We start from the raw sequence: 25,277 nt of genomic DNA on the forward strand, positions 1-25,277 counted from the left end.
CGCCCAGATGAGACACAAGTTTTTTTATCATCTGTGGAACATCCTTTGAATAATTGTTTGGTACGGAACAATTTTATACAAAACAATTTTAATGTCAATGCTTTTTTCAAAGTTTCGGAAAAAGTTCATATTTGTTTCACTTCAAGCCCAGATATAGTTTATTCAGCAGCCGCAGCAGCTCGGTGTTCTCTTCTTCCGTCAGCAGGCTGGCGACGTATTCGTCGGTCTGGTGGAGGGCGAGCATGGTATTTTCGTGGAACTGGCGGCCCTTTTCGGTGAGCACCAGCTGCTTGAGGCGGGCGTCCTGCGCGACGCTCTGACGGGCGATGTAGCCCTTGCGCTCCATGAGCTGTAAAATATTGGTGACGGTGGAGCGGGTGATGGAGAACTCCCGCTCGATGTCCCGCTGGAACACGAGGGTGTCGGAGTTCCGGTAGAGGTACTCCATGATCCAGCCGTGCATGGGGGTCACGGCCTCCACGCCGTTGGCGCGGGAGATCTGGCCGATCCTGCGGAAGATGAGATTGTTCACCCGGCGCAGCTGGGCCGGGATGACCTGCGGAGTCTCCCAAGGCGGTGCGACAGGAGTGCAGCAAGGCTCGATTTCTTTACACATAGTTATCATCCTTCTGTTCGTTATATGGCAGAGCTGTGAATGTTCGGAGGTCGAACTGTTTCACATAAAACTGTTTGATACAGGACTATTATGGACCAAAAAAAGAGGGCTGTCAACCCTCTTTTGCGCCTAGTCCCACCGGCCCAGCCCTGTCAGGATGGCGATGGCGACTTCGGGCTTGTTTGTGACCACGAGTTCCGGGTCGAGCCGGAACAGCTGGCGCAGGTCATCCCGGCTGTCATTGCCCACCGGCCACGGCGCGACCTTGAAGCCGTGGGCGTGGGCGTTGGAGATCAGGTCTTTGTCCCGGAAAAAGGCGTGGTACTCCGGCCCGATGTAGTCCACCGGAAAGCTGAACTGTGCGACGTAATTCACGAAATCGGTCTGGTAGTAATACTGCTGTAAGATCTGGGCCAGATTCATGCCGGGGAAGATGGAGTAGAGGAAATCGAGGCGGTCTTTCAGATAATAAAGAAGGATGCTGTTCTCCTCGTCGAGGCTGTTGGGGTCTTCCAGCAGGGCTGCCGCTTCGCTGAGGGCCTGCGGGCTGGAAAGCTTCTCTGCGAGAGGGTCGGTCTTCTTGAGACCCAGCTTTTCCCAGAAGGTGGCGGGCTGGACGAGCTGGGACTCGGGGCTGGAGGTCATGGCACAGATGGCCATCTGGGGCATCCGCTCCTTCACCCGGCGGAGAGCGCCGTACTCGAAGGCCGTGATGACGGCCTTTTCTTCCAGTCCCGCGTCGAGGACGGCGTCGATGACCCGGTCTGCAATCTCCTCGTCCCGATCGAAGTAGGGCTTCAGCTCGATGTGGATCATCTGGAAGCCCTGCGCGACTTCCAGCACCTCTTCGAGGGTGGGGATCTGCTCACCTGCGTACTCGGGGCCTTTCCAGCTGCCGAAATCCAGCTTCCGCAGCTCGTCGAAGGTCATGTCCGGGATGTTGCCGTGGACGCCGGCCTTGAGGTCGGTGAAGTAGTCATGGGCCACCACGAGGTGACGGTCCTTGGTGAGCTGGACGTCGCACTCGAAGCCGTCTGCGCCCAGCGTCTTGGCCAGACGGAAGGACGTCAGCGTGTTTTCGGGGGCCAGATGGGACGCGCCGCGATGGGCGATGATGAGAGGGCGCATGGGCAAAGCTCCTTAGAAGACAGATTGTTGAAAAAATACTACCGTACATGATACACGTTTTCACAAATTCCGTCAATGACGGCGCTTCACAGGGGGAGAAGAAGGGCGAAAGTACGACTTTTATCGTCAAAACGACGAAAAAATAAGCTGGATTTTAGCACTTTTCACGAGAAAAAACCAAAAATCGGCCCATTTCTCTCCTATCTGTTTCTTCCCAACGGACAATTCCTATGGTAAGATTATAGTGTAATGAATCAAACCTCTCCGTCAGCGCTGATGCGCTGCCCCCCCTGAAGAGGGGAGCGAGACTGAGAGGTTATCCCAAACGAAAAGATACCTACGGAATAAGGGAAATGGAGAGTTTTGCTATGACTGAGTTCAAGCCCATCAAGGAAGGCAAGGTCCGCGAGATCTACGACAACGGCGACAGCCTCATCATGGTCGCCACCGACCGCATCTCTGCATTTGATGTTATCTTAAAGAATAAAGTCACCAACAAGGGCAAGGTGCTCACCCAGATGAGCAAGTTCTGGTTCGACTACACCCGCGACCTGCTGCCCAACCATATGCTGAGCGTGGACGTGAAGGAGATGCCGGAGTTCTTCCAGCAGCCCCAGTACGAGGGCCGCAGCATGATGTGCCGCAAGCTGACCATGCTGCCCGTCGAGTGCATCGTCCGCGGCTACATCACCGGCAGCGGCTGGGCCAGTTACCAGAAGACCGGCAAGGTCTGCGGCATCCAGCTGCCCGAGGGTCTGCAGGAGTCCGAGAAGCTGCCTGAGCCGATCTACACCCCCTCCACCAAGGCCGAGATCGGCGATCACGACGAGAATATCTCCTACGAGCAGAGCATCGATGTGCTGGAAAAGCAGTTCCCCGGCCACGGCGAGGAGTACGCCACCAAGCTGCGCGACTACACTATCGCCCTGTATAAGAAGTGCGCCGAGTACGCCCTCTCCCGCGGCATCATCATCGCCGATACCAAGTTCGAGTTCGGTCTGGACGAGGACGGCAATGTCATCCTCGGCGACGAGATGCTGACCCCCGATTCCTCCCGCTTCTGGCCGCTGGAGGGCTACGAGGCAGGCCACGGCCAGCCCTCCTTCGACAAGCAGTTTGTCCGCAACTGGCTCAAGGCCAACCCCGACAGCGATTACGACCTGCCGCAGGACGTCATCGACAAGACCATCGCCAAATATGAGGAAGCCTACGAGATGCTGACCGGCAAGAAGCTGTAAGGCTCCCGGAAATTCCGACCACCGCCCGCTTTGGAGAAGACCAGAGCGGGCGGTTTTTGTGTTGCGGTGTTTTACCTCTTGAACAGGGCGGTGGGTGGTGTTACAATAGCACAAGAAACGGGCACATTTTCGTCCCTTTGGTGTAAGAAAAAGGAAGCCGTGCGGACGGCGAAAGGAAACAGTCAAATGGAGATCAGCACGCGGGAGAAACTTTTGCAGACCATCAGCAGGTACATCATCATCACCCTGAGCATCAGCATCATGACCATCGGCGTATACTTCTTCAAGTTCCCCAACAACTTCGTCTTCGGCGGCGTGACCGGCGGCGCAGCCCTTGTGGCAAAGCTCACCCCCCTGTCGGCCTCGGCCTTCTCGTCGTGGGCAAACGTCATCCTGCTCGTTCTGGGCTGGATCTTTCTCGGCAGGAATTTTGCCATCAGCACCGGCTGGGCCACCGTCGTTATGAACGTGGAGCTGGCTGTGTTCGAAAAATATGTCCCCCTCAACGGCCCCCTGTCGGATCAGCCCATGCTGGATCTGGTCTTCGCCATCGCCCTGCCTGCCATCGCGTCGGCACTGCTCTTCAATGTGGGCGCCTCCTCCGGCGGCACCGATGTCATCGCCCTTATCCTGAAAAAATATACCCATATGCAGAACACCGGCGAGGCCCTCTTCATCACCGACCTTGCCATGGTGCTGGCAGCCTGCTTCGTGTTCGACCTCTACACCGCCCTCTACTCCTTCGTGGGTCTGACGGTGAAGAGCCTTGTCGTCGATGCGGTGCTGGAGCAGATGAAGATGTGCAAGGCCATCCTCATCATCTGTGACGACAAGGACCCCATCTGTGACTTCGTCATGCGCAAGCTGGTGCGCGGTGCCACCTACACCCCCTGCTACGGTGCCTACACCGACCGCCCCCACTACATGATCTATACCACCCTTACCCACCGCGAGGCCCTGCAGCTACAGGCCTTTATCCACAAAGAGAACCTCAACGCCTTCATCTCGATGCTCAGCACCACCGAGGTGTTCGGCAAGGGCTTCAATCACGCATAAAAAATAATCAGCAGGATAAACACATCTGTGTCATTCCTCGGAGAGGAATGATGCAGATGTGCTTTTTCTTTGTTCTGCTTATTCGGCTCCACCCGCAGCAGCTTGGTGTCCTTGCCGCTGAGGATATCCTGTTGTCTTAACGGCATTGCCTGCAAAGAAGGGCTTTTTTGTTTGCGCTCAAATGTGCTATAATAAGAAAAGTGTCGTTATTTGGTGAGGAGGCTGGAATCGAATGGACTTAAAGGAGCAAAAGTACGTCTGCACCCTTGCGGAGTGCAAGAGCCTGACCCGCGCCTCGGAGCGGCTGTATATCTCGCAGCCCGCACTGAGCCTGTACATCAATAATGTGGAAAAGAATCTGGGTGCGCCGCTGTTCGAGCGGAATGGCCGGAAATTCGAGCTGACGTGGCTGGGCAAGCAGTATGTGGAAAAGGCTTCTCAGATGCTGGAGCTGGAGCGGCAGTTCAAGGCGGTGATGCGGCAGACAGAGCAGGAAGATGCCGGGCAAGTGCGTATCGGTATCGCACAGCGGCGCGGCATCTGGTTTCTGCCTGCGGTGCTGTCGGTGTACGAGCGGGAGTGGCCGCAGGTGGATGTGGTCATCCGGGAAGGAAATCTGGCCGATTTGACCATCATGCTGAAAAACCGGGAGCTTGACCTTGTGGTGCTGAGCCAGAGCGATGTAACGTCCGAGATGGAGACTGTCCCACTGGGCATGGAAGATTTTCTGCTGATGGTGTCCGGAGACCATCCGCTGAACGAAAAGGCGGTTCCCGTCGAAGGCTCAAAGCTCGACTTCCTTGACCCGCACCTTCTGAGCGGTGAGACGATATTTCTGAACACCGAGATGCAGAGCGCCCGGCGGGTGGAAGAGAAGATCCTGAAAGATTACAAGGTCAAGCCGGGACGCATCCGGGTGATACGCAATATGGAGCTTGGCGCACAGCTGGTGGCCGAGGGTCTGGGTGTGGGCTTTATCCGGCAGGGCTATCAGAAGAACATCCACTATCCGAAGCCGGTGAAATACTACACCATCGATAGTTCCAGGTACGGACAGGATGTTGTGGTGGCCTACCGTCAGGATGTGGAGCTGACCAAACCCATGCGAGCTATGATCATGCAGATGAAGGATGCGGCAGAGGAGTATTTGGAGTTCTGATAAACTGAACATAAGAATTCCAAAATGAAGATATAATTTTTTCAAAATGTACAAAGCGCCTCCGATTTGGTAAACTGAAAGTACCAAAAATGGAGGTGCTTATTATGTTGGAGGAAAAACTGGAGCGAAGCGTTGAGCAGAGCGCAGCTGCCCTGACTGCAATGGCAGACGACTTCTTCGACCACCCGGAAGTGGGTCAGCAGGAGTTTCATGCATTTGAGACCCTGACCGGCTGGCTGGAAAAAGAAGGCTTCACTGTGGAGCGCGGTATTGCTGGTATGAAGACGGCGTTCCGTGCCGTCTGGAAGCACGGCGAGGGCGGCCCGAACATCGGCCTGCTCTGCGAATACGACGCTCTGGCCGGTCTGGGCCACGCCTGCGGCCACCATATGCAGGGGCCGGCCATTCTGGGCGCAGCCAAGGCACTGAAAGAGGCAGCCATCGACGCACCGTATACCATCACGGTCTACGGCACACCTGCTGAAGAGACCATCAGCGGCAAGGTCGTGATGCTGGAAAACGGCTGCACCTTTGAGGAGCTGGATGTGGCGCTCATGATGCACGGCGGCCCGGCTACGCAGGTGGATGTCAAGTCGCTGGCACTCAACAAGCTCAAGATCATCTACCACGGTGTCTGCTCTCACGCAGCGCTCAAGCCCGAAAAAGGTCGCAGCGCACTGGACGGCCTGATTCTGGCTTGTCAGGGCGTCGAGTTCCTACGGGAGCATGTTCCCTCGGACGTTCGGATGCACTACACCATCGTCAACTGCGGCGGCACGGCGGCAAATGTGGTGCCCGGCTATGCAGAAGCGAGTATGTATGTCCGCTCCTACAGCCGTACCGATCTGGACGGCGTGGTGGCCCGCGTCAAGAAGGTATTGCAGGGTGCGGCCATGATGACAGAGACGGAAGTGGAGATCATCGAGGAAAAGAGCCTCGACAACAAGATCCCGGTGCTGTCCCTCAACGAACTGGTGATGGAGCAGGCCGAGAAGGTCAAAGCTCCCTGCATCCGTCCGGCCCGCCAGAAGACCGGCTCCACCGACTTCGGCAACGTGATGCGCCATGTGCCCGGCACCTGCATCCGCGTGGCCTTTGTCCCGGAGGGTGCAGCAGCTCACTCGCAGGAGTATCTGGATGCCGGCAAGACCGAAGCGGCCCACAATGCGGTGGTCTACGGCGCAAAGATTCTGGCTCTGACGGGCGCACAGCTCATTGAGAACCCGGAAAAGCTGGAAGCCATCAAGAAGGAGTTCCATGAGAATCTGGCCAAAGAACTGCACGGCCAGAGCTGACGCTTTGGCGCGTCAAAAGAGAGGAGAAAATTATGGAAACGAAAAAGAAGCAATTCAAGATGCCGCATACCTTCGTCATCATCGGCATCATCATCCTGTTTGCGGTCCTGCTGACCTGGATCATCCCGGCAGGCTCCTACACCCGCTTCGAGAACGAAGCAGGCATTAAGGTCATCGACCCCAACGATTTCAACTACATTGATAAGACACCCGTCAACCCGCTCGAAATTCCTCTGTACATCGTCAAAGCCTTCATCAAGCGCATTGATCTGATGCTGGTCATCATGTTCGCAGGCGGTGCCTTCCACATCCTGACCAAGACCGGCGCACTCCACGCTGTGGTTGCCAAGATGGCAAAGATCTTCTCCACCCGCGTCTATCTGTTCCTGCCTATCCTGACGCTGGTGTTCGGCCTCATCTGCACCACGCAGGGCGTCAACCTGTTCATTGCCTTTGCACCGATCATGGTCATGATGGCTTTTGCGATGGGTCTGGACTCCATCACCGGTGCATCCATCATCCTGCTGGGCGGCGCCATCGGTTTCTCCACTGGCCCTCTGAACATCAACACCACCATCGTGGCTCAGAAAATTGCCGGTCTGCCGCTGTATTCCGGCGTGGGATACCGCTTTATCTGCTTCGCTGTGTTCTATGTTATCACGAACATCTACCTCATCCGCTATGCACTGAAGATCCAGAAGCATCCCGAACTCAGCCCCATGTACGAGATCGACAAGACCAGCGAGTTCCGCAATGCTGCTGACCTCGACTCCTTCGGCAAGCTGGACGCCCGCAAGATCCTCATCATGCTGGTCTTCTTCGCATCCCTTATCCTCATCGTCTACGGCGGCATCAAGCTCGACTGGGATATGTCTGAGACTGCATCTGTCTTCCTCGCACTGGCTGTCATCGAAGGCGTACTGGGCGGCTTTGGCCCCTCCGCGATTTCCAAAGAGTTCCTTGAGGGCTGCAAGAAGATGCTGGGCGCTGCCTTCATCATCGGCATGGCACAGGCGATCAGCAGCATCATGAACGCCGGTCACATCACCGATACCGTTGTCCACGCACTGGCAAACGGCCTGAACTTCGTCCCCACCATCCTGCTCGGACCCGCCATGCTGCTGGCAAACACCATTATCAACGTCTTCCTGACTTCCGGCAGCGGTCAGGCCGCAGCTGTCATTCCCATTCTGGCACCTCTGGCCGACCTCGTGGGCGTTACCCGTCAGACCGCAATTCTTTCCTTCAACTTCGGCGATGGCTTCTGCAACTACGTCCTGCCCACTTCCACCGCTTTGATGGGTATTATCAGCGCTGTGAACATTCCCTATGACCGTTGGATGAAGTTCATGTGGAAGCTGTTCCTCATCTGGCTGGCCGTCGGTTCTGTGCTGCTGATGATCGCACAGGCGATCCACCTCGGCCCCATGTGAACTGGAAGGCGGCAAAAAATCAGACTATGGCGTCAGCAATAAAAGAAATCAAAAATCCTTGGATTCGGACGCTGGCTGAGTATGGTCTCATCACGGTCAGCATCTGGATCATGGTCATCGGCATCTACTTTTTCAAATTCCCAAACCACTTTGCCTTCGGCGGCGTGACCGGCTTTTCCACCGTGTTCAGCCAGCTGCTCCACTGCTCGGCAAGTACCTTCACCACCGTTGCCAACTACGCGCTGCTGGTGCTGGGCTTCATCTTTCTGGGCAAGAGCGTCGGCATCCGCACCGTTTATGCGACCATCGTTATGTCGGTGAGCTTGCAGGTACTGGACGCTCTGGTGCCGATGCACGGTACTCTGACCGACCAGCCTATGCTGGAGCTGGTATTTGCCATTATGCTCCCGGCTATCGGTTCGGCGATCCTGTTCAACATCGGCGCATCCTCGGGCGGCACGGATGTCATCGCCATGATTCTGAAAAAGTACACCAGCATGAACATCGGTTCTGCCCTGATGGCAGCGGATGTGGCGGCTGTGGGCCTCTCGTTTGCAATGTACGGCCCCTCCACCGGTCTGTTCTCCATCATGGGTCTGGTGGCCAAGTCGATGGTGGTGGATAACGTCATCGAGAATATGAACCTCTGCAAGTGCTTCAACATCGTGTGTGAGCACCCGCAGGCCATCTGCGACTTCATCATCCACGATTTGAACCGGAGCGCGACCACCTTTGAAGCGCGCGGCGCGTACTCTGACGCCCACAAGACGGTCATCATGACCACCATGCGGCGCAGTCAGGCCATCCGCCTGCGCAGCTTCATCCGCCAGCAGGAGCCGACGGCCTTTATCATGATAGAAAATTCCAGCGAGATCATCGGTAAGGGCTTCAGCTCCGTGTAAAAAAGGATCTTTCCGCAGCAGGCAAAACGCACAGCCAGTGGTTTTGCCTGTTTTGCACTACCCCGCCGGATGACATTCTGTGCGGGAAAACGGGTGAAGCGGAAGAGAAAATGCAAGGCTTCCATGACCAAATGGAATAAATCTTGTGTACAAGAGAAATTTTTGGCGATTCTTAACGAATATTAAGACGGAAGCTATGCCTTTTGTAAGATTGTCCGATTATGATAGAACCATCAGGAGCGGTGCGGAAGAGCGCCGCCCCGCAAGAACGGTATAATGAATGAAGAAACCACCTGCCAAGGAGGAAAAAAGCATGGAGATCAAGAAAGCAGCCACGGCTGGTACTCTGGAATCCAGCGACTGCATGGTGACCGTGGAGCCGGGCGAGGGCAAGATCGATTTCTCCCTCGAAAGCTCCGTCATCCACCAGTACGGCAACCAGCTGCGCAAGGTCGCGCTGGAGACCCTGAAGAATCTGGACATCGATAACGTCCGCATCACCATCGTGGACAAGGGCGCACTGGACTGCACCCTGAAGGCCCGCATCGAGGGCGCTGTTTATCGCTCTGTTGACCAGTATGAGGATCTGCCTTGGGGAGGTGCCATTCGATGAATAATCCGAACAAAAAGCGCCTGCGCCGCACGATGATGTTCCTGAATGCGCAGAAGCCCGGCCTCATCAAGGACCCGTACATCTATAAGGCCGACTCCCTGATGCTGGACCTCGAGGACGCTGTCGCTGAGAACCAGAAGGATGTCGCCCGCTTCAGCCTGTACCACGCCCTGAAGACCGTGGATTACCGCGGTGCAGAGCGGGTCGTCCGCATCAACGGTCTGGACACCCCCTACTGGAGGGAAGACATCCGCGCCTGTGTGGCCGGCGGCTGCGACTCCATCCGCATCCCCAAGACCGAGCACGCCGAGGATGTCCACCGCGTGGCTGCTGCCATCGCCGAGGACGAGAAGACCTATGGCCGTCCCGAGGGCGAGGTGCTCATCATCGCCGCTCTGGAGTCTGCCCGCGGCGTGATGAACGCTCTGGAAATCTGCGAGTCTGACGAGCGCCTGTTCGGCATCGCACTGTCCGGCGGCGACTACACCAAGGATCTGCAGACCCACATCACCGGCACCGGCATCGAGCTGATGGGTGCCCGCCAGCAGATGATCATTGCCGCCCGCGCCGCCGGTGTGCAGTGCTTCGACACCGTCTACACCGACCTGAAGGATATGGATGGCTTCCGCAAGGACGTGGAGAACATCCACCTGATGGGCTTCGATGGCAAATCCATCATCAATCCTCGTCAGATCCCCATCGTCCACGAGATCTTTACGCCCACCCAGAAGGACATCATCTTCGCCGAGAAGGTCGTCAAGGAGATCGACTCCAAGAAGGCTCTGGGCATCGGCGTCTTCACCGTCGATGGCAAGATGATCGACATCGCCTTCTACGACGGCGCAAAGCGCACCATCGATCTGGCCAAGGCATCCGGCGTGTATAAGGGGGATTTGTGATTATGTTGAACGCAGTAGGCAGAGAAATTCCCGAAGAGATCCTCGAGAGCACCGGCAAAGAGGTCTTTCAGGGCAACAACTATAAGGACGGCAAGGCTTTCCAGAAGGCCAGCCCGAAAGTCACCCCCGTGATGCGCAACGACCACGATAAGATGGTCAAGGACATCCACGAGGCCCTCGTCAAGTGCGGCGCACACGACGGCATGACCGTTTCCTTCCACCACCACTTCCGCGAGGGCGACCTCGTGGTCTGCATGGTGATGGAGGAGATCCACAAGATGGGCTTCAAGAACATCACCCTGAGCGCAAGCTCTCTGGGCAAGGCCCATGACGCCCTCGTCCCCATGATCGAGGACGGCACCATCGTCAACATCGAGTCCTCCGGCGTCCGCGGCAAGATCGGCGATGCCATCTCCCACGGCAAGCTGAAGGGGCTGGCCACCATGCGCAGCCACGGCGGCCGCGTCCGCGCCATCGAGACCGGCGAGACCCATGTGGATATCGCCTTCATCGGTGCACCCTCCTGTGACGAGTACGGCAACTGCTCCGGTATGGGCGGCAAGACCAACTGCGGCGTCCTGAGCTATGCTTATGTGGACGCCGATATGGCCGACTATGTGGTGGCCATCACCGACTGCCTCGTGGATTACCCCAACTACCCCGCAGAGATCAACCAGACCAAGGTGGATTACGTCTGCGTCGTGGATCAGATCGGCATCCCCGAGAAGATCGCCACCGGTGCTGCTAAGCCCACCACCGACCAGCGCAAGATTCTGATGGCCGAGTACTGCACTCAGGTCGTGGCCAACACCCCCTACTTCAAGGACGGCTTCTCCTATCAGACCGGTGTCGGCGGCGCATCCATCGCCTCCACCATCTCTCTGTCCAAGATCATGGAGGAGAAGAACATCCATATGGGTCTGGGTGTCGGCGGCCTGACCAAGCCCATGTGCGAGCTGCTGGACCGCGGTCTGGCCCGCAAGCTGGTGGATACGCAGGACTTTGACCTCGACGCGGTCAACAACGTCCGCACCAACCCCAACCATTTCCCCATCTCTGCTGGCGAGTATGCAAGCCCCATGAATAAGGGCGCTTTCGTCAACAAGCTGGATTACGTCATTCTGGCCTCTCTGGAAGTCGATACCCACTTCAACTGCAACGTCGTCGTCGGTTCGGATGGCATCATCACCGGCGCACAGGGCGGCCATCCCGATACCGCACAGGGTGCAAAGTGCACCATCGTCATCGCTCCTCTGCTGCAGGGCCGCATCCCGGCCATCTGCACCGACGTCACCACTGTGACCACCCCGGGCGAGAGCGTTGACATTGTCGTCACCGACTACGGCGTGGCCGTCAACCCCCGCCGTCCTGACCTGCTGGAGGCTCTGAAGGCCGCTGACTGCGTGCCTCTGAAGACCATCGAGGAGCTGCGCGACATCGCCTACTCCATCGTCGGCGAGCCGGAGAAGGTCCAGTTCGGCGACCGCATCGTGGGCATCATCGAAGCCCGCGACGGCACCGTCATGGATGTCGTCCGCGAAGTCAAGCCTTTCTCTTTCCGCGAAGATTGAGTGATATGGCGTAAAAACGGGTTTGTGGCTTGCCAACCACGCTTCGGAATGGATTCACGGATATTCCTTCGCTCTTCTCACCCCCGTTTTTGCGTCTGGATACGCACACAAACTTCATGCGATTCTCCTTTTTCAAGGTTTTGTGTTTTATACCGGCATAAAACCAAAGAGCAGCCAGCTGCACCGCGCGCAGCTGGCTGCTCTTCTTTTTGTTTCTTGAAAAAAGGATGTTCTTACGGCACGAACCGGTAGCCCACGCCCCGGATGGTGATGATGTGCTGGGGGGTGCGGGCGTTGTCCTCGATCTTGCTGCGCAGACGGTTGATGTAGACCATGATGGCGTTGTCGTCCACAGCGATGAGGTTGCCCCAGATCTGCTCGTAGATCATATCCTTGGTGAACACCTGCTGCGGGTGGCGGACAAAGAGGAGAAGCAGGCTGCGCTCCTTCTCCGAAAGGTTCAGCTCCACGTTGTTTTTGTAAAAGCGCATGGTGGTGGTGTCGCAGAGGAAGGGGCCGCAGCTGATCTGCTGGCTGTTCTCCTGTGAGAAGCTCTTGCTGCGGCGGATAAGGGCTTTGACCTTCGCGCCTAAGATCTGGGGGCGGAAGGGCTTGGTCACATAGTCGTCTGCGCCCAGAGACAGGCCGTACATGAAATCATAATCCTCGTTGCGGCCGCTGATGATGATGACCGGCGTGGTGACGCCGTTGCGCCGGATGGTCTGAATGACGTCGAAGCCCTCCATGTCTCCCAGCGTGATGTCCATCAGGATCATATCCAGCGTGCCGCTCTGCCGCGCAATGACGTCCAGTGCCGCCGCGCCGCTGTTGACGACGAGAGGGTCCATCTCGTTGCTGATCATAACTTTCGATAAAAGTTTGCAAATTGCTGGATCATCGTCTACAATAAGAACATGATACGACATGATAACTCCCTGTACTTTTCTGACCGGAACGGTTGATTCTGCTTACATAGATAAAATTATAACATTTTTAGACAGGAAGAGCAAGACCGCCCCAAAGGAGGATATGAAATGAAGGAGAAAACTGCCCCGAAAAAGACATGGCTCCAGACCCTGCGCGCCCTGTGGGTGCCGCTGGCCATCGGCATCGTGACGGTGGCCGCACTGGCCCTTGTGGTGGGGGCGGTGTGGCAGGACTACCGCACCGCCCTGATGACCAGCCAGACGCGGCAGATGGAGCTGGTGGTGCAGAGCACCGCCGACAGCATCCGCGTCCTGCTGGAGGAATACGCTGACCGACTGGACTCCATCGCCGAAAAGGTGGCGGCGGATGCAGGTCTCCGCCCCACCGTGGCCCGGAGCGACACCATCCGGGACGTCTGGCTGGAAAACAGCAACGGCGAGGTCGTCTACAGCTGCTATGGACTCAGCGCGGTCTGTGATGTCCTTATCACCCGGACAGAGAAGATCTCCTACTGGCAGTACCACAGCGGGGATGAACACTACCTTGTGATGAAAAAACAGGCGGGGGAGAAGACCGTCTGCCTCGTGGTGGACTCTACGGTCATGTACCAGCAGCTCATCTCGGAGATCCACGTCGGCACCAACGGTTACATCATGATAAAGAACGACGACAATCTTGTGGTCATGCACCCCGAGGCCGTCCAGTGGGGCATCAAGGTCGTGGAGGGTCGCCAGCGCATCTATAATAAGGACCGGACGCTGGACCTGAGCAGCCTGAGCGAGCTGCTGCGCGCCCAGCAGGAGGAGGAAGCCGGCACGCTGGATTACTACTCCTACTGGTGGACCGACCCGAGCCTGCCCCGGGTGCATAAAATAAGCGCCTTCCGCCATCTGAAGGTAGGGGACAGCTTCTGGATCGTCAGCGCCGTGGTGGATTATGACGACCTCTACGAGCCGGTACAGCAGAGCTTCGTGAAGGTGGTGTTCATCTTCGGCGGCGTGGCACTGGTGCTGGTGCTCTTCATGTTCCAGATGTTCCGTCTGCAGGAGCGTGACCGCCGGAGCGCCACCGAGATCAGCGACCTGAAGACCCTGAACCAGACCCTCGAGGAGCTCCACCGCAGCGAGGAATCGCTGGCCCATGGGCAGCGGCTGCAGATGATGGGTACCCTTACCGGCGGCATCGCCCATGAGTTCAACAACTTCCTCACCCCCATCACCGGCTATGCCGACCTCATCATGGCCGACGCCGACCCGGGCAGCGAGATCTACGACAACGCAATGGAGATCAGCGAGGCGGCCCAGAAGGCGCAGGAGGTCGTGAAACAGATCTCCTCCATGAGCCGGAAAAACGTGGAGACGGTCTACGACGCCGTGTCGGTGGAGGGACTGCTCCATCGGACCCGGAAGCTGGTGGAGACGAACTGCCCGAAGAACGTGGAGTTGAAGGAGGAAAATGAGCTGACCGGCGAGTGTGTGCTGGGCAACGCGACACAGCTGCAGCAGGTGCTGCTGAACATTAGCATCAACGCCATCCACGCCATCGGCGCCGAGGGCGGAAGGCTGACCATCCGGGGCAGCGTCGTGCCCCGCAGGGAGCTTGAGGCCCTCTTCCCGGAAGAAAAAATCTCGGAAGAGTGGCCCAACTACGTTTGCCTCAGTGTCACCGACACCGGCTGCGGCATGGACAAGGAGACGATGCAGCACATCTTCGAGCCCTTCTTCACCACCAAAAAGACCGGCGAAGGCACCGGCCTCGGCCTTGCTCTGGCGGACCAGATCATCCGCACCCACCGGGGCCGCATCCGGGCGGAGAGCACCATCGGCAGAGGCACCACCTTCTACGTCTACCTGCCAGTGCTGGAACAGCAGCAGGAGCGGGAACAGCTGCAGTGGGGCGTGGACAGCAAGCTGCGCATTCTTGCGGCGGACGACAACAACAAGGTCCTCGACCTGCTGGAAAAAGACCTCAGCGCTTTGGGCCTGAGTGTGTCCACCTGTTCCCGCCGGGGCGAGCTGCGCCAGCTGCTGGAGCAGCAGCCCTTCGACGTCCTCGCCATCGACGAGAGCCTTGCCGGCAGCAACGGCGTGGACTTCTGCATGGCCATCCGGGGCCGCTACCCCGGCATGACCCGCATCGTGATGACCAATGCCCCCACAAGGGAGATCGTGGACGCCCGCAGCCACGGCGTCATCGACGGCTATGTGGTAAAACCGGTGTCGGCGTCTACGCTGCTGGCCCAGATACGGAGCAGCCGGAAAGAGTAAGCAGCGGCTGTTTTCTGTGAATTTGTGGAATATGCACAGAGACGTCCTTCATAATTCGGCAATATGATAAAATGCAGGGAATGCATTGACAAATCTAATGAGGAGGGGGGTATAATAAAGCCAACAGGCCGACGACCGGAACTGGACAGCCTGCCTGCAAGATCATTCATAATTATGGAGGCAAAAATCATGAAAATGGCAAAGAAGTTTCTGGCTGTCGCCCTCGCCGGCGTTCTGGCACTGTCCGTTCTGACTGGCTGCGGCGATAGCGTCAAGAGTAAGGACATCGCTGACTCTCTGACCAAGATAGGCGTCAAGGTCGAGCAGGATGATGGCGTGGATAAGACTGCTAAGGAGACCCTGAAGGCTATCGAGACTCTCATCAATTCTGAGACCAACACCGGGGCTGACAAGATCACTCTGGACAATGCTGTTGAGGTTGGTGATGGCAAGATCATCAAGACAAACAACATCATCAACGACCCCAACAGTGTAGTCAGGAAGGCTCTGGGAATGATGGCTACCGGCACTCCTGCCGAGACGGCAAACGCTACCAAGAAGGTCCAGGTTGCTCTGGTCAATATCGAGAATGCCAAGAAGGACGCAAGCCTGCAGGCTGCCCTTGTGAGGGACAGTCTGGTCCCTGCTAATAATGTTGTCCCTTCCAGCAACCGGAAGTATGTTGAGCCCAGCAAGCTGGGCTCTGCCAAGACTAGCGACGGCAAGTACATCCTGGTCGTCATCGTCACCGATATAGTCGAAAAGACTGGCGCCGATTATACCTCCCTCATGTGAGGACCGCCGCAAGGCGGCATAGGCCCCATAAATAAAGATGACAACAGGCCCCGGAGTGGAAACACCCCGGGGCTTGTTGTTTTTTGCGCAGCTCCGGCTTTATTGTATCCAACCTTCCATACGGAATCTTACAGGATATTAAGAGATTCCTTAACAAACCGTAACGCAAGGCGCTTTGGCGTTTAAGTTTGGGCCGGTATACTGAAACCATAACGAACGGGAATGATTCTGGATGACAAAACAGAATGCATCCCCAGTATACGAAAAAAGGAAAGGAAGTACAAACCCATGAGTGATACGATCCTCGCTCTGCTCGGCTTTGCAACGGTGATTGCGGTCATCGTCCTGCTGCTGCGCAATGTCACGGTCCCTGCACTGGCATTCGTCAGTGTCTCGACCATCACCGCAGCCATTCTGGTGGCGACCGGTGCTTTCACGCTGGATGAGATGGCCGGCTTTATCAAGGAGGGCGTCAAGGGCGTCCACGGCACTGCCGTCCTGTTCATCTTCTCCGTCCTGTTCTTCGGCGTCATGACCGATGCGGGCATGTTCGACAAGATCATCGGTGCTCTGATGAAGAAGGTCGGCAACAACGTCGTCGGCGTTGCCCTGATGACCTGCCTCATCGCCATCATCGGCCATCTGGACGGCGGCGGCGCTTCCACCTTCCTCATCACCATCCCCGCCATGCTGCCCGTCTACAAGCGCCTGCACATGCGCCGTGAGACCCTGCTGCTCATCTGCGTCACCGCAATGGGCGTCATGAACCTGATGCCCTGGGGCGGCCCCACCATGCGCGCCGCAAGCGTCATCGAGATGGAGCCGAATGACCTGTGGTTCCAGCTCATGCCCATGCAGATCGTCGGCTTCGTGCTGGCCATCGGCACTGCCATCTTCTGGGGCCTGCAGGAGAAGAAGCGCATCGCAAAGCTCGGCGATGCCATCGCTGCTGAGGACGCTGGCAAGTACGACGACTCCGACGACGGCAAGAAGGACGAGACTCTGGCTCGTCCCCAGAACTTCATCTTCAACGTCATCCTGACTCTGGCCGTCATCATCGTGCTGGTTCTGGACATCTTCCCCTCTTATTACGTCTTTATGGTCGGCTGTGCTCTGGGCATTCTGGTCAACTACCGCGGCAAGAAGCTGCACAACTCCATCATCAAGAGCCACGCCTCCGCTGGCCTGAGCATGGCTTCCACCATCCTGTGCGCCGGTGTCTTCCTCGGTGTCCTGAGCAAGAGCGGCATCATGGAGAAGATGGCAGTCGTCATGGCAAGCTTCATCCCGACCTCTCTGGGCCGTTTCCTGCCCATCATCATCGGCATCCTGAGCGTGCCTCTGGCTCTGCTGTTCGATACCGACTCCTACTTCTACGGCCTGCTGCCCGTTCTGGTCAGCGTCGGCAACCAGTTCGGCGTCAACCCGGCGCACATCGCCATCGCAATGGTCGTCTGCCGCAACTGCGCTACCTTCATCAGCCCGGTGGCTCCCGCTACCTATCTGGGCATCGGTCTGGCCGGTGTCGAGATCAAGGACCACATCAAGTACTGCTTCGGCTGGCAGTGGGGCGTTTCCATCATCTGCCTCGTCGCTGGTCTGATCCTCGGCGTCATCCACTTCTGATCAACTGAATTTCCGCCCGGCTGCCCTTCGTTGGACGGCCGGGCATTTTTGCAAAAAACTTTTACCACTTTTTCCCAAGGAGGCTGCTGCAATGCGTGAGAACTTTGTCTGCACCGCGGCCGATGCCATCTACAAGCTGGCAGCGGGCAACCTGAAATACCTGAACGCGGAAAACGGGAGCGGCGATATTTCCCGCCGCATCCGGATGTCCACATGGGCCAAGGGCCAGTCGCCCTACGCCATCATCGTCACCTGTTCGGACTCCCGGGTCATTCCGGAGAACATCTTCTCGGCAGGCATCGGGGAACTGTTCGTGATCCGGCTGGCGGGCAATGTCATCGACGACCACCAGCTGGGCAGCATCGAGTACGCGGCAGGTCATCTGGGCTGTCGGCTGGTGGTGGTGCTGGGCCATACCCACTGCGGCGCGGTGGATGCGGCCATCCGCCACGAGTCGTCCGGCTATATCCGCTACATCACGGACGAGATCAAGAAGGCCATCGGAGAGGAGACCGACCCCTACAAGGCCAGCTGCCTCAACGTCCGGCACAGTGTGCAGGAGATCGAAAAGAGCCTGTGCATCCATAACATCGAGGAGGAAACAGGCCTGCGGGTCGTCGGTGCGATGTATCACATCGAGGACGGCAGCGTCGAATTTCTGTAACATCGGAGCATTGCGGCAAAAAAGGCCCTTTTCCACGGCGGGAAAGGGCCTTTTCCTCTGTTTGACAATCCGGCCTCGTTCGCTTATACTGACAGCGGAAAAAGAAACCGACGGAGGGGCGGAATATGGTACAGGTAGATTTGATCACGGGATTTCTCGGGGCAGGAAAGACCACCTTCCTGCGCAGATATGCAGCGTGGTGGGCCGGGCAGGGCGTCCGGGTCTGCGTGCTGGAAAACGACTTCGGCGCGGTGAATGTGGACGCCATGCTGCTTCAGGATCTGGAGGCAGTGGGGGTCGAGGTCGAGACCATCAGCGGCGGCTGCGACTGCGACACCCATCAGCGCCGGATGCGGACGAAGCTCATCTCGATGGCCATGCGGGGCTTTGAACGGGTCATCGTGGAACCCAGCGGCATCTTCGACGTGGACGAGTTCTTCGACGTGCTGCGGGACGAGCCGCTGGATCGCTGGTATCAGCTGGGGAATGTCATCGCCATCGTGGATGCCCTTCTGCCGGAAGAACTTTCCCCGCAGGCAGAATATATCCTCGCCTCCGAGAGCGCATGGGCGGGCAAGGTCCTGCTGAGCCGCTGCCAGCTGGCCGCGGACGGGCAGAAGGAGGGAGCAAAGGCCCATCTGGCTCGTGCGCTGGAGGCCTGCAAGTGCTCCCGGAAGTTCGGCCCGGAGGAAATCCTTGCAAAGGACTGGGCCGATTTGACGACTGACGACATGGCCCGCATCGCAGGGTGCGGCTACCGGCAGGCCAGCTGCGAAAAGCTCCATTTTGAGGAGCACGGCGCCTTTGCCTCGGCCTATTTCCTCGAACTGGGCCTGTCCCGTGCCCGTCTGGAACGGAATATCCCGTCCCTCTTCGGCGATGCCGCCTGCGGCAGGGTCCTCCGGGTGAAGGGCTTCGTGGAGGACGGCGGCCAGTGGTATGAGCTGAACGCCACCGCAGCCGGTCTGACGGCTGCACCCATCCCGCAGGGACAGCAGGTGCTCATCGTCATCGGCGAGGGGCTGGACAAGGCCCGGCTGGAAGAGGAGTTGAGGCGGTGAGTTTTCCACAATGAAGCAGATAATTGTGCAATATTGATTGCGCCGACCCTCCTGCAGCGTTATAATAGAGAAAAATAAATCAGGAGGCCGTTTCATGAGCATTTCGACCACCCAAAAGCCGACCACCCGCCGCATCGTGGGCATGGTGGTGGGCATTGTCATTATTGGTCTGGGCATCGCCCTCTTCAAGCAGTCCCATCTCGGCAACGACTCCATCAGCGCGCTGAATATGCGCCTCGCCGAGCTGCTGGGCATCTCGCTGGGCGTGCAGAACGTCGCCACCAACATCCTCTTCTTTGCGCTGGAATTCTGGTTCGGGCGCAAGTACATCGGCCTTGGCACCTTCGTCAACGGCATCGGTATGGGGTTCATCATAACCTTCTTCTACGACCCCATTGCCGCGGCCTTCGGCCCGGCAGCGTCCCTGCCGGAACAGCTGGTGTGGGTAGTGCTGGCCGTCCTTGTGACGGCGCTGGGCGCGTCTCTCTACCAGACGGCTGACCTCGGCATCGCGCCCTACGATTACCTCTCGCTGGGTCTGCGGGACTACACGCACTTCCAGTACTTCGGCTGCCGCGTCTTCACCGACGCCTTCTGCGCCCTGCTCTGCTGGCTCCTGGGCGGTCTTGTGGGTCTGGGCACCCTCATCTGCGCGTTCTGCCTCGGACCCTTCATCCAGTTCTTCAACGGTCTCGTCTCCGAGCGGGTCCTGCAGTATAAGCCCGAAAAAGCATGAGCATAACGAAAAAGACATCCGCCGGCGGCAGATGTCTTTTTTGTATCTTACTCGAATTTGAACAGCGGCGTGCCGGTGGAGACGATGCCGTCCGCGATGATATGGAGCTTTGGCAGGTCATCGCCATTGGTCACGATGATGGCGGTGGTGGTGGGGTGGTTGGCAGCGCGGATGGCGTCCAGATCGACCTTCAGCAGAGCGGTGCCGGCCTTGACCTTCTGCTCTTCCTTGACCAGAGCGGTGAAGCCCTTGCCCTGCATCTCGACGGTGTCCATGCCGACATGGATCAGCAGCTCGATGCCGTCGTCGCTGGTGATGCCGACGGCGTGCAGGGTGGAAGCCACCTGCGTGATGGTGCCGTCAAATGGGGCGTACACGGTGTCGCCGGTGGGCTCAATGCCGCAGCCGGGCCCCAGAATGGCGGTGGCGAACGTCTCATCGGGGATCTGCTCCAGCGGGATCACCTTGCCGTCAATGGGAGCCATGACGGTCATCTTTTCGCCTGCAAATTTCGGGGCGGCATCGTGCTTGCCGCCAAACAGTTTATCAAAAAAGCCCATTGTGAAAATCCTTCCTTCCTGTCATCCGGAAAAATAATAGCGCAGAAGATCGTAAACTCAAAAAGGGCAAGGATACACGGTCTGGTGTATGCTTGCCCCTTTCTCGCATTCTGCGTTGTTCTTTTTAAACCATACCATACCCGGCCGAAAAATTCAATCAGCATCCCGCACAAAGAGAATGCAGAAACTTCGGCGAAACGCCAAAGAAAAACCCGGGCATGGAATTTACAGCAGAGCGATCAGCTGCATCACTTCCTCCATCCGGGTGGCCCAGCTGGTGGCGATGCGGACGACGGTGTGGCGGTCGTCGAACTTCTCCCAGAAGCCGAACTTGGCCTTGCCCTCCAGCGCGGCCAGCTGTGCGTTTTCCAGCACGACGAAGATCTGGTTGGTGGGGGAGTCCATGAAGAAGCGGTAGCCCTTTGCGGCGAGGCCCTTCTTGAGGGCGTTGGCCGTCTCGATGGCGTTGCGGCTGATGCGGGTATAGAGGTCGTCGGTAAAGAGGACGTCGAACTGGATGCCCATGAGGCGGCCCTTGGCCAGCAGAGCGCCCTGCTGCTTTACCATCGTCATGAAGTGGGCCGGTGCGCCGTGGGGGAAGACCACGGCCTCGCCGCAGAGTGCGCCCACCTTGGTGCCGCCGATGTAGAACACATCGGTCAGCTTGGCGAGGTCGGCCAGGGTCACGTCGGTGCCCTCGCTGGCCAGTGCGTAGCCCAGACGTGCACCGTCCACGAAGAGGGGCATATGGTAGGCATGGCAGACGGCGGACAGGGCTTCCAGCTCGGCCTTCGTGTACAGCGTGCCGTACTCGGAGGGATGGGAGATGTAGACCATGCCGGGGAAGACCATGTGGTCGTGGTTCGCGTCGGCGTAGAAGGTCTTGCAGAAGTCCTCTACATCGGCGGCGTTCAGCTTGCCGTTCTTCTGGGGCAGGCCGATGACCTTGTGGCCGGTGAACTCAATGGCACCGGCCTCATGCCCGGCCACATGGCCGGTGGCGGCGGCGAGCACGCCCTCCCAGCGGTGGAGCAGGGAGGCAATGACGATGGCGTTGGTCTGGGTGCCGCCCGAGATGAAGGACACATCTGCCTCGGGGCAGGCGCAGGCGGCGCGGATCTTCTCCTTTGCGCTGGCACAGTAGGGGTCGGTGCCATAGCCGGACACCTTTTCGAAGTTGGTCTCGGTCAGCTTCTGGAGGATGGCCGGATGCGCGCCCTCGCAGTAATCATTTTCAAAATACAGCATATACGTTCTACTCCTTTTCTGCAGCGGATGACTTTATTATGTGCCCCGGCCCGGAGTTTGTCAATTCTGGGGGCAGAAAACAGCCACCCTTTGCTGTATCTTTAATATATTTGTGGTATAATTTTATGGTAAGACCGAATATAGATCGGGAGGGGACAACGATGAAGCAGACGCTCCGCAAACGGGATATTTGGGTGTTTCTGGCGGCGCTCATCGGTGCATTCGCCTGCATGACGCTCATCCAGTTCATCAGCGGACGCATCGACGGCGTGGCCTCGATGGTGTTCCTGCTGGCGGTGTTCTTCGTCTCGATGTACACCGACGGCTACTGGTGGGGCGTTGCAGCCTCCATCATCAGCGTGCTGGCGGTCAACTTTGCGTTTCGCACGCCCTATTTTGCCTTCAACTTCACCATCCCGGAGAACATCTTTTCGGGCGTGGTGATGCTGGTGGTGTCCTTCATGACCAGCACCCTTACCACCCGCATCAAAAAGCAGGAGCAGCTGCGGATGGAGAGCGAGACCGAAAAGATGCGGGCCAACCTCCTGCGGGCAGTCTCCCACGACCTGCGCACCCCGCTGACGTCCATCTACGGGGCCTGTTCGACCGTCATCGACAACTACGATTCGCTGGGCCGGGAGCAGAAGGTCAAGCTCCTCTCCGAGGCCTGCGCCGACGCCCAGTGGCTCAACCGGATGGTGGAGAATCTGCTCTCCGTCACCCGCATCGACGCCGACGGCGTCGCCATCCAGAAGACCCCCACGGTGCTGGAAGAGCTGGTGGATACCGTATTGGTGCGGTTCCAGAAGCTCCACCCTGGCGTGCCGGTGGAGGTGAAGCTGCCGGATGACTTCATCGTCATCCCGATGGATTCCATGCTCATCCAGCAGGTGCTGACCAATCTGCTGGAAAATGCCGTGCTCCACGCAGAGGGGATGACCCACCTGACGCTGCAGGTGTTCACGCTGGGGCGGCGGGCGGTGTTCGAGGTCATCGACAACGGCTGCGGCATCCCGAAAGAACAGCTGAAGAGGCTTTTCAGCGGTACGACGCTGGCGCAGGATACCTCGTCGAGTGGCAAGCACGGCATGGGCATCGGGCTGTCGGTGTGTGCGGCCATCATCAAGGCCCATGGCGGCGAGATCAAAGCCGAGAGCACGCCCGGTGAGGGCACGACCATCCGGTTCTGGCTGGAAACGGAAGAAGTGGATACGGAGGAAACAGAGGATGAGCAATAATAAATTCAAGGTACTTATCATCGAGGATGAGGCGAACATCTGCAGCTTCATCCAGACCCTGCTGGAGACCAACGGCTATCAGGCGCTGGTGGCCCAGACCTGCATGATGGGCATGACCATGTTCGTCTCCTACAACCCCGACCTCGTCATCCTTGACCTTGGCCTGCCCGACCGGGATGGTCTGGATGCCATCCGCTCCATCCGTCAGAAGTATCTGACCCCCATCATCGTGCTGTCGGCCCGCACCACCGAGCGGGATAAGATCGAGGCCCTTGACCTCGGCGCCAACGACTACATCACCAAGCCCTTCGGCACCGGTGAGCTGCTGGCCCGGGTGCGGGCTGCGCTGCGGGTGAACCGCTATGGCGGCGGCAGCCTGCCCGGCGGGGTGTTCAGCGCACAGGGCCTCACCATCAACTACGAGCGCCGCAAGGTGTTCGTGGACGGGCAGGAGGTGCGCCTGACCCAGACGGAATACAACATCGTGGCCTTCCTGTCCGAACACGCCGGGCGTGTGATGACCTATGCGGCCATCGTCCGGGCCATCTGGGGCGACACGGACGCCAGCAGCACCAAGAAGCTGCAGGTGAATATGGCCAATATCCGCAAAAAGCTGGGCAGCCGCCCGGGCAGCAATACCTACATCCTCAACGAGCTGGGCGTGGGCTATCGGATGATCGAGGAAGACGCCAAGCCGCTGGAGCCTGCGGAGGAGACGAAATGACACAGGCGCTGATCCTGTTCGTCCTGTTTTATATTTTGATGCTGGCGGTGCAGCAGTACCGTCCTTGGGTCGCGCTGGGCGGCGCGGGGACGTTCCTGCTGCTGGGGAAGCTGGGCGTGTACGATTTCACGCTGGCGGACGCCGCCCGGGCCGTGGACTTCAATGTTCTGCTGATGATGGCAGGGATGATGGGCACGGTCTTTCTTTTTATCCAGAGCAAAATGCCCGCCCGGCTGGCCGAGGAGCTGATCGCCCATGTGCCGGATGTCCGGTGGGCTGTGTCGGTGCTGGCCCTGCTGGCGGGGTTCATCAGCGCGTTCGTGGACAATGTGGCCACTGTCCTGATGGTGGCCCCGGTGGGGCTTGCCATCGCCCGGCGGCTGCGCATCTCGCCGGTGCCGGTTCTCATCGCCATCGCGGTGTCCTCCAATTTGCAGGGCGCAGCCACGCTGGTGGGGGACACCACGAGCATCCTGCTGGGCGGCTTTGCGGGGATGAACTTCTTCGACTTCTTCTGGATGGAGGGCCGGCCCGGCATCTTCTGGAGCGTGGAACTGGGGGCGCTGGCCTCGCTGGGGGTGCTGTTCTGGCTCTTCCGCGACCAGCGCCAGCCCGTCCATGTGGAGGTGGAAACAAAGGTGGAGGACGATGTGCCCACGGCTCTGCTCCTGCTGACGGTGGGGCTGCTCATCGCGGCGTCCTTCCTGCCCGAGCCGTCCGGCGGCGTGCTGCATCTGCTCTACACCCTCCGCAGCGGCCTTGTCTGTATGGGGCTCTGCCTCTTCGGGGTGGCCCGGGCCTGCTGGCGCAGCCGCTCGCTGACTCCGCTGGGCGAGACGGCCCGGGCACTGGACTACGACACCCTGCTGCTCTTGTTCAGCCTCTTCATCCTGCTGGAAGGAGTGAGCAAGGCGGGCGTCATCGACACGGCGGCCCGGCTGTTCCACTCCGCCGCCGGAGACGAGCCGCTGCGGCTCTATCTCCTGCTGGTGGCGGCGTCGGTGGGGCTGTCGGCTTTCATCGACAACATCCCCTATGTGGCGGCCATGCTGCCGGTGGTGCAGGGGGTCGCCGCTCTCATGAACGGCGGAGCAGGCATCGAGCCGGAGCTGTTCTATTTCGGTCTGCTCACCGGCGCGACACTGGGCGGCAACCTGACCCCCATCGGCGCGTCGGCCAACATTGCGGCCATCGGCATCCTCCGCAAAAACGGCGAGCGCGTCCGCACCAGCGACTTTCTGCGCATCGGCGTGCCCTTCACGCTGGCGGCCGTCCTCGTGGGGGCAGGGAGCCTCTGGCTGTTCTGGGGCGTGTGAGAAAATTCGGAAAAAACTGCAAAAGAAAACGGCGTGAGCGGGCAGGCATCCACCCCGGAAGCAGGCATCACCGGGGCGGATGCCTGCTTTTTGTGCGCAGGGACGTGAGATAAAATATACAGGAAAGATTGCAAAAACTTTTTTGAAAAAATGCTTGACTTTGCGGCTTTCTGTGGTATAATAACTATCGTTCCGAGCCGAACGG

General features: G+C 58.4%; 23 protein-coding genes. 18 read left to right on the plus strand and 5 right to left on the minus strand.

The features are described 5' to 3' along the window. Window positions 1-136 precede the first annotated feature (136 nt). On the minus strand, window positions 137-616 hold the full coding sequence (locus ACT8X9_RS05415) for a MarR family winged helix-turn-helix transcriptional regulator (protein ID WP_444268361.1): 480 nt from the start codon (window positions 614-616) through the stop codon (window positions 137-139). 129 nt (window positions 617-745) lie between these two features. Continuing rightward, window positions 746-1,744 carry a glycerophosphodiester phosphodiesterase gene (locus ACT8X9_RS05420; protein WP_444268362.1) on the minus strand — a complete coding sequence of 333 codons (999 nt, stop codon included), beginning with the start codon at window positions 1,742-1,744 and terminating at the stop codon, window positions 746-748. Window positions 1,745-2,112: 368 nt separating this feature from the next. Between ACT8X9_RS05420 and ACT8X9_RS05425 the strand changes: the two genes are divergently transcribed. The 9 genes from ACT8X9_RS05425 (at window position 2,113) to citF (ending at window position 11,910) form a co-directional block, all read left to right on the plus strand. Continuing rightward, complete coding sequence (locus ACT8X9_RS05425) at window positions 2,113-2,982, plus strand: phosphoribosylaminoimidazolesuccinocarboxamide synthase (RefSeq protein WP_227620586.1); 870 nt, start codon at window positions 2,113-2,115, stop codon at window positions 2,980-2,982. A 186-nt stretch (window positions 2,983-3,168) separates the two neighbouring features. Continuing rightward, window positions 3,169-4,038, plus strand: a complete 870-nt coding sequence (locus ACT8X9_RS05430; RefSeq protein ID WP_444268363.1) for a YitT family protein — start codon at window positions 3,169-3,171, stop codon at window positions 4,036-4,038. Window positions 4,039-4,270: 232 nt separating this feature from the next. Continuing rightward, window positions 4,271-5,197, plus strand: a complete 927-nt coding sequence (locus ACT8X9_RS05435) for a LysR family transcriptional regulator (RefSeq protein WP_444268364.1) — start codon at window positions 4,271-4,273, stop codon at window positions 5,195-5,197. Window positions 5,198-5,301: 104 nt separating this feature from the next. Beyond that, window positions 5,302-6,492, plus strand: coding sequence for a M20 family metallopeptidase (locus tag ACT8X9_RS05440; protein ID WP_444268365.1), 1,191 nt, complete (start codon window positions 5,302-5,304; stop codon window positions 6,490-6,492). A 32-nt stretch (window positions 6,493-6,524) separates the two neighbouring features. After that, window positions 6,525-7,925: a YfcC family protein gene (locus tag ACT8X9_RS05445; protein WP_227620581.1), complete on the plus strand. Its 1,401-nt coding sequence runs from the start codon at window positions 6,525-6,527 to the stop codon at window positions 7,923-7,925. A 26-nt stretch (window positions 7,926-7,951) separates the two neighbouring features. Further along, a complete protein-coding gene (locus tag ACT8X9_RS05450; RefSeq protein WP_444268366.1) occupies window positions 7,952-8,827 on the plus strand; it encodes a YitT family protein in 876 nt (291 codons plus the stop codon). A 313-nt stretch (window positions 8,828-9,140) separates the two neighbouring features. After that, window positions 9,141-9,440 carry a citrate lyase acyl carrier protein gene (gene citD / locus ACT8X9_RS05455; RefSeq protein ID WP_227620580.1) on the plus strand — a complete coding sequence of 100 codons (300 nt, stop codon included), beginning with the start codon at window positions 9,141-9,143 and terminating at the stop codon, window positions 9,438-9,440. Continuing rightward, window positions 9,437-10,339, plus strand: coding sequence for an aldolase/citrate lyase family protein (locus ACT8X9_RS05460; RefSeq protein ID WP_207676938.1), 903 nt, complete (start codon window positions 9,437-9,439; stop codon window positions 10,337-10,339). The genes citD and ACT8X9_RS05460 overlap by 4 nt, the downstream gene beginning before the upstream one ends. Window positions 10,340-10,341: 2 nt before the next feature. After that, complete coding sequence (gene citF, locus ACT8X9_RS05465; RefSeq protein ID WP_444268367.1) at window positions 10,342-11,910, plus strand: citrate lyase subunit alpha; 1,569 nt, start codon at window positions 10,342-10,344, stop codon at window positions 11,908-11,910. A gap of 233 nt (window positions 11,911-12,143) precedes the next feature. Here citF and ACT8X9_RS05470 read toward each other — a convergent pair whose 3' ends face one another. After that, window positions 12,144-12,836, minus strand: coding sequence for a response regulator transcription factor (locus tag ACT8X9_RS05470; RefSeq protein ID WP_227620578.1), 693 nt, complete (start codon window positions 12,834-12,836; stop codon window positions 12,144-12,146). Window positions 12,837-12,944: 108 nt separating this feature from the next. Here ACT8X9_RS05470 and ACT8X9_RS05475 point away from each other — a divergent pair, with 108 nt between their 5' ends. The 6 genes from ACT8X9_RS05475 to ACT8X9_RS05500 all read left to right on the plus strand — a co-directional run bounded on the left by ACT8X9_RS05475 (window position 12,945) and on the right by ACT8X9_RS05500 (window position 19,986). Continuing rightward, window positions 12,945-15,104, plus strand: a complete 2,160-nt coding sequence (locus ACT8X9_RS05475) for an ATP-binding protein (RefSeq protein ID WP_444268368.1) — start codon at window positions 12,945-12,947, stop codon at window positions 15,102-15,104. Window positions 15,105-15,293: 189 nt separating this feature from the next. Beyond that, window positions 15,294-15,899, plus strand: a complete 606-nt coding sequence (locus tag ACT8X9_RS05480) for a hypothetical protein (RefSeq protein ID WP_444268369.1) — start codon at window positions 15,294-15,296, stop codon at window positions 15,897-15,899. A gap of 288 nt (window positions 15,900-16,187) precedes the next feature. Next, window positions 16,188-17,525: a CitMHS family transporter gene (locus tag ACT8X9_RS05485; RefSeq protein WP_444268370.1), complete on the plus strand. Its 1,338-nt coding sequence runs from the start codon at window positions 16,188-16,190 to the stop codon at window positions 17,523-17,525. Between the two features lie 91 nt (window positions 17,526-17,616). Then, on the plus strand, window positions 17,617-18,189 hold the full coding sequence (locus ACT8X9_RS05490; RefSeq protein ID WP_444268371.1) for a carbonic anhydrase: 573 nt from the start codon (window positions 17,617-17,619) through the stop codon (window positions 18,187-18,189). A 125-nt stretch (window positions 18,190-18,314) separates the two neighbouring features. Next, window positions 18,315-19,250 carry a CobW family GTP-binding protein gene (locus ACT8X9_RS05495; RefSeq protein ID WP_444268372.1) on the plus strand — a complete coding sequence of 312 codons (936 nt, stop codon included), beginning with the start codon at window positions 18,315-18,317 and terminating at the stop codon, window positions 19,248-19,250. A gap of 94 nt (window positions 19,251-19,344) precedes the next feature. Beyond that, window positions 19,345-19,986: a YczE/YyaS/YitT family protein gene (locus tag ACT8X9_RS05500; protein ID WP_158396311.1), complete on the plus strand. Its 642-nt coding sequence runs from the start codon at window positions 19,345-19,347 to the stop codon at window positions 19,984-19,986. A gap of 47 nt (window positions 19,987-20,033) precedes the next feature. Here ACT8X9_RS05500 and ACT8X9_RS05505 read toward each other — a convergent pair whose 3' ends face one another. Both ACT8X9_RS05505 and ACT8X9_RS05510 read right to left on the minus strand, forming a co-directional pair. Continuing rightward, the gene (locus ACT8X9_RS05505; RefSeq protein ID WP_444268373.1) at window positions 20,034-20,546 is read right to left on the minus strand and encodes a PTS sugar transporter subunit IIA; all 513 of its coding nucleotides are present in this window, start codon (window positions 20,544-20,546) and stop codon (window positions 20,034-20,036) included. A gap of 225 nt (window positions 20,547-20,771) precedes the next feature. Next, the gene (locus ACT8X9_RS05510; protein ID WP_444268374.1) at window positions 20,772-21,794 is read right to left on the minus strand and encodes a threonine aldolase family protein; all 1,023 of its coding nucleotides are present in this window, start codon (window positions 21,792-21,794) and stop codon (window positions 20,772-20,774) included. A 161-nt stretch (window positions 21,795-21,955) separates the two neighbouring features. Here ACT8X9_RS05510 and ACT8X9_RS05515 point away from each other — a divergent pair, with 161 nt between their 5' ends. From ACT8X9_RS05515 to ACT8X9_RS05525, 3 genes are read left to right on the plus strand one after another with little or no spacing between them, the layout of a single operon-like run. Further along, window positions 21,956-23,032 (plus strand): sensor histidine kinase, encoded by a 1,077-nt coding sequence (locus tag ACT8X9_RS05515; protein WP_444268375.1) that lies wholly within the window; start codon window positions 21,956-21,958, stop codon window positions 23,030-23,032. Beyond that, a complete protein-coding gene (locus tag ACT8X9_RS05520; RefSeq protein WP_444268376.1) occupies window positions 23,022-23,756 on the plus strand; it encodes a response regulator transcription factor in 735 nt (244 codons plus the stop codon). The genes ACT8X9_RS05515 and ACT8X9_RS05520 overlap by 11 nt, the downstream gene beginning before the upstream one ends. Then, window positions 23,753-25,072, plus strand: a complete 1,320-nt coding sequence (locus ACT8X9_RS05525; RefSeq protein WP_444268377.1) for an SLC13 family permease — start codon at window positions 23,753-23,755, stop codon at window positions 25,070-25,072. Before ACT8X9_RS05520 ends, ACT8X9_RS05525 begins: the two co-directional genes overlap by 4 nt. Window positions 25,073-25,277 lie beyond the last annotated feature (205 nt).

The sequence above is a fragment of the Faecalibacterium sp. genome (assembly GCF_052358865.1).
Classification (GTDB): domain Bacteria; phylum Bacillota; class Clostridia; order Oscillospirales; family Ruminococcaceae; genus Faecalibacterium; species Faecalibacterium butyricigenerans.

Excerpts from the sequence above, each read along its gene's own strand:
- ACT8X9_RS05415 (WP_444268361.1), bottom strand. The coding sequence starts at position 616 with ATGTGTAAAGAAATCGAGCCTTGCTGCACTCCTGTCGCACCGCCTTGG.
- ACT8X9_RS05420 (WP_444268362.1), bottom strand. The coding sequence starts at position 1,744 with ATGCGCCCTCTCATCATCGCCCATCGCGGCGCGTCCCATCTGGCCCCC.
- ACT8X9_RS05425 (WP_227620586.1), top strand. The coding sequence starts at position 2,113 with ATGACTGAGTTCAAGCCCATCAAGGAAGGCAAGGTCCGCGAGATCTAC.
- ACT8X9_RS05430 (WP_444268363.1), top strand. The coding sequence starts at position 3,169 with ATGGAGATCAGCACGCGGGAGAAACTTTTGCAGACCATCAGCAGGTAC.
- ACT8X9_RS05435 (WP_444268364.1), top strand. The coding sequence starts at position 4,271 with ATGGACTTAAAGGAGCAAAAGTACGTCTGCACCCTTGCGGAGTGCAAG.
- ACT8X9_RS05440 (WP_444268365.1), top strand. The coding sequence starts at position 5,302 with ATGTTGGAGGAAAAACTGGAGCGAAGCGTTGAGCAGAGCGCAGCTGCC.
- ACT8X9_RS05445 (WP_227620581.1), top strand. The coding sequence starts at position 6,525 with ATGGAAACGAAAAAGAAGCAATTCAAGATGCCGCATACCTTCGTCATC.
- ACT8X9_RS05450 (WP_444268366.1), top strand. The coding sequence starts at position 7,952 with ATGGCGTCAGCAATAAAAGAAATCAAAAATCCTTGGATTCGGACGCTG.
- citD (WP_227620580.1), top strand. The coding sequence starts at position 9,141 with ATGGAGATCAAGAAAGCAGCCACGGCTGGTACTCTGGAATCCAGCGAC.
- ACT8X9_RS05460 (WP_207676938.1), top strand. The coding sequence starts at position 9,437 with ATGAATAATCCGAACAAAAAGCGCCTGCGCCGCACGATGATGTTCCTG.
- citF (WP_444268367.1), top strand. The coding sequence starts at position 10,342 with ATGTTGAACGCAGTAGGCAGAGAAATTCCCGAAGAGATCCTCGAGAGC.
- ACT8X9_RS05470 (WP_227620578.1), bottom strand. The coding sequence starts at position 12,836 with ATGTCGTATCATGTTCTTATTGTAGACGATGATCCAGCAATTTGCAAA.
- ACT8X9_RS05475 (WP_444268368.1), top strand. The coding sequence starts at position 12,945 with ATGAAGGAGAAAACTGCCCCGAAAAAGACATGGCTCCAGACCCTGCGC.
- ACT8X9_RS05480 (WP_444268369.1), top strand. The coding sequence starts at position 15,294 with ATGAAAATGGCAAAGAAGTTTCTGGCTGTCGCCCTCGCCGGCGTTCTG.
- ACT8X9_RS05485 (WP_444268370.1), top strand. The coding sequence starts at position 16,188 with ATGAGTGATACGATCCTCGCTCTGCTCGGCTTTGCAACGGTGATTGCG.
- ACT8X9_RS05490 (WP_444268371.1), top strand. The coding sequence starts at position 17,617 with ATGCGTGAGAACTTTGTCTGCACCGCGGCCGATGCCATCTACAAGCTG.
- ACT8X9_RS05495 (WP_444268372.1), top strand. The coding sequence starts at position 18,315 with ATGGTACAGGTAGATTTGATCACGGGATTTCTCGGGGCAGGAAAGACC.
- ACT8X9_RS05500 (WP_158396311.1), top strand. The coding sequence starts at position 19,345 with ATGAGCATTTCGACCACCCAAAAGCCGACCACCCGCCGCATCGTGGGC.
- ACT8X9_RS05505 (WP_444268373.1), bottom strand. The coding sequence starts at position 20,546 with ATGGGCTTTTTTGATAAACTGTTTGGCGGCAAGCACGATGCCGCCCCG.
- ACT8X9_RS05510 (WP_444268374.1), bottom strand. The coding sequence starts at position 21,794 with ATGCTGTATTTTGAAAATGATTACTGCGAGGGCGCGCATCCGGCCATC.
- ACT8X9_RS05515 (WP_444268375.1), top strand. The coding sequence starts at position 21,956 with ATGAAGCAGACGCTCCGCAAACGGGATATTTGGGTGTTTCTGGCGGCG.
- ACT8X9_RS05520 (WP_444268376.1), top strand. The coding sequence starts at position 23,022 with ATGAGCAATAATAAATTCAAGGTACTTATCATCGAGGATGAGGCGAAC.
- ACT8X9_RS05525 (WP_444268377.1), top strand. The coding sequence starts at position 23,753 with ATGACACAGGCGCTGATCCTGTTCGTCCTGTTTTATATTTTGATGCTG.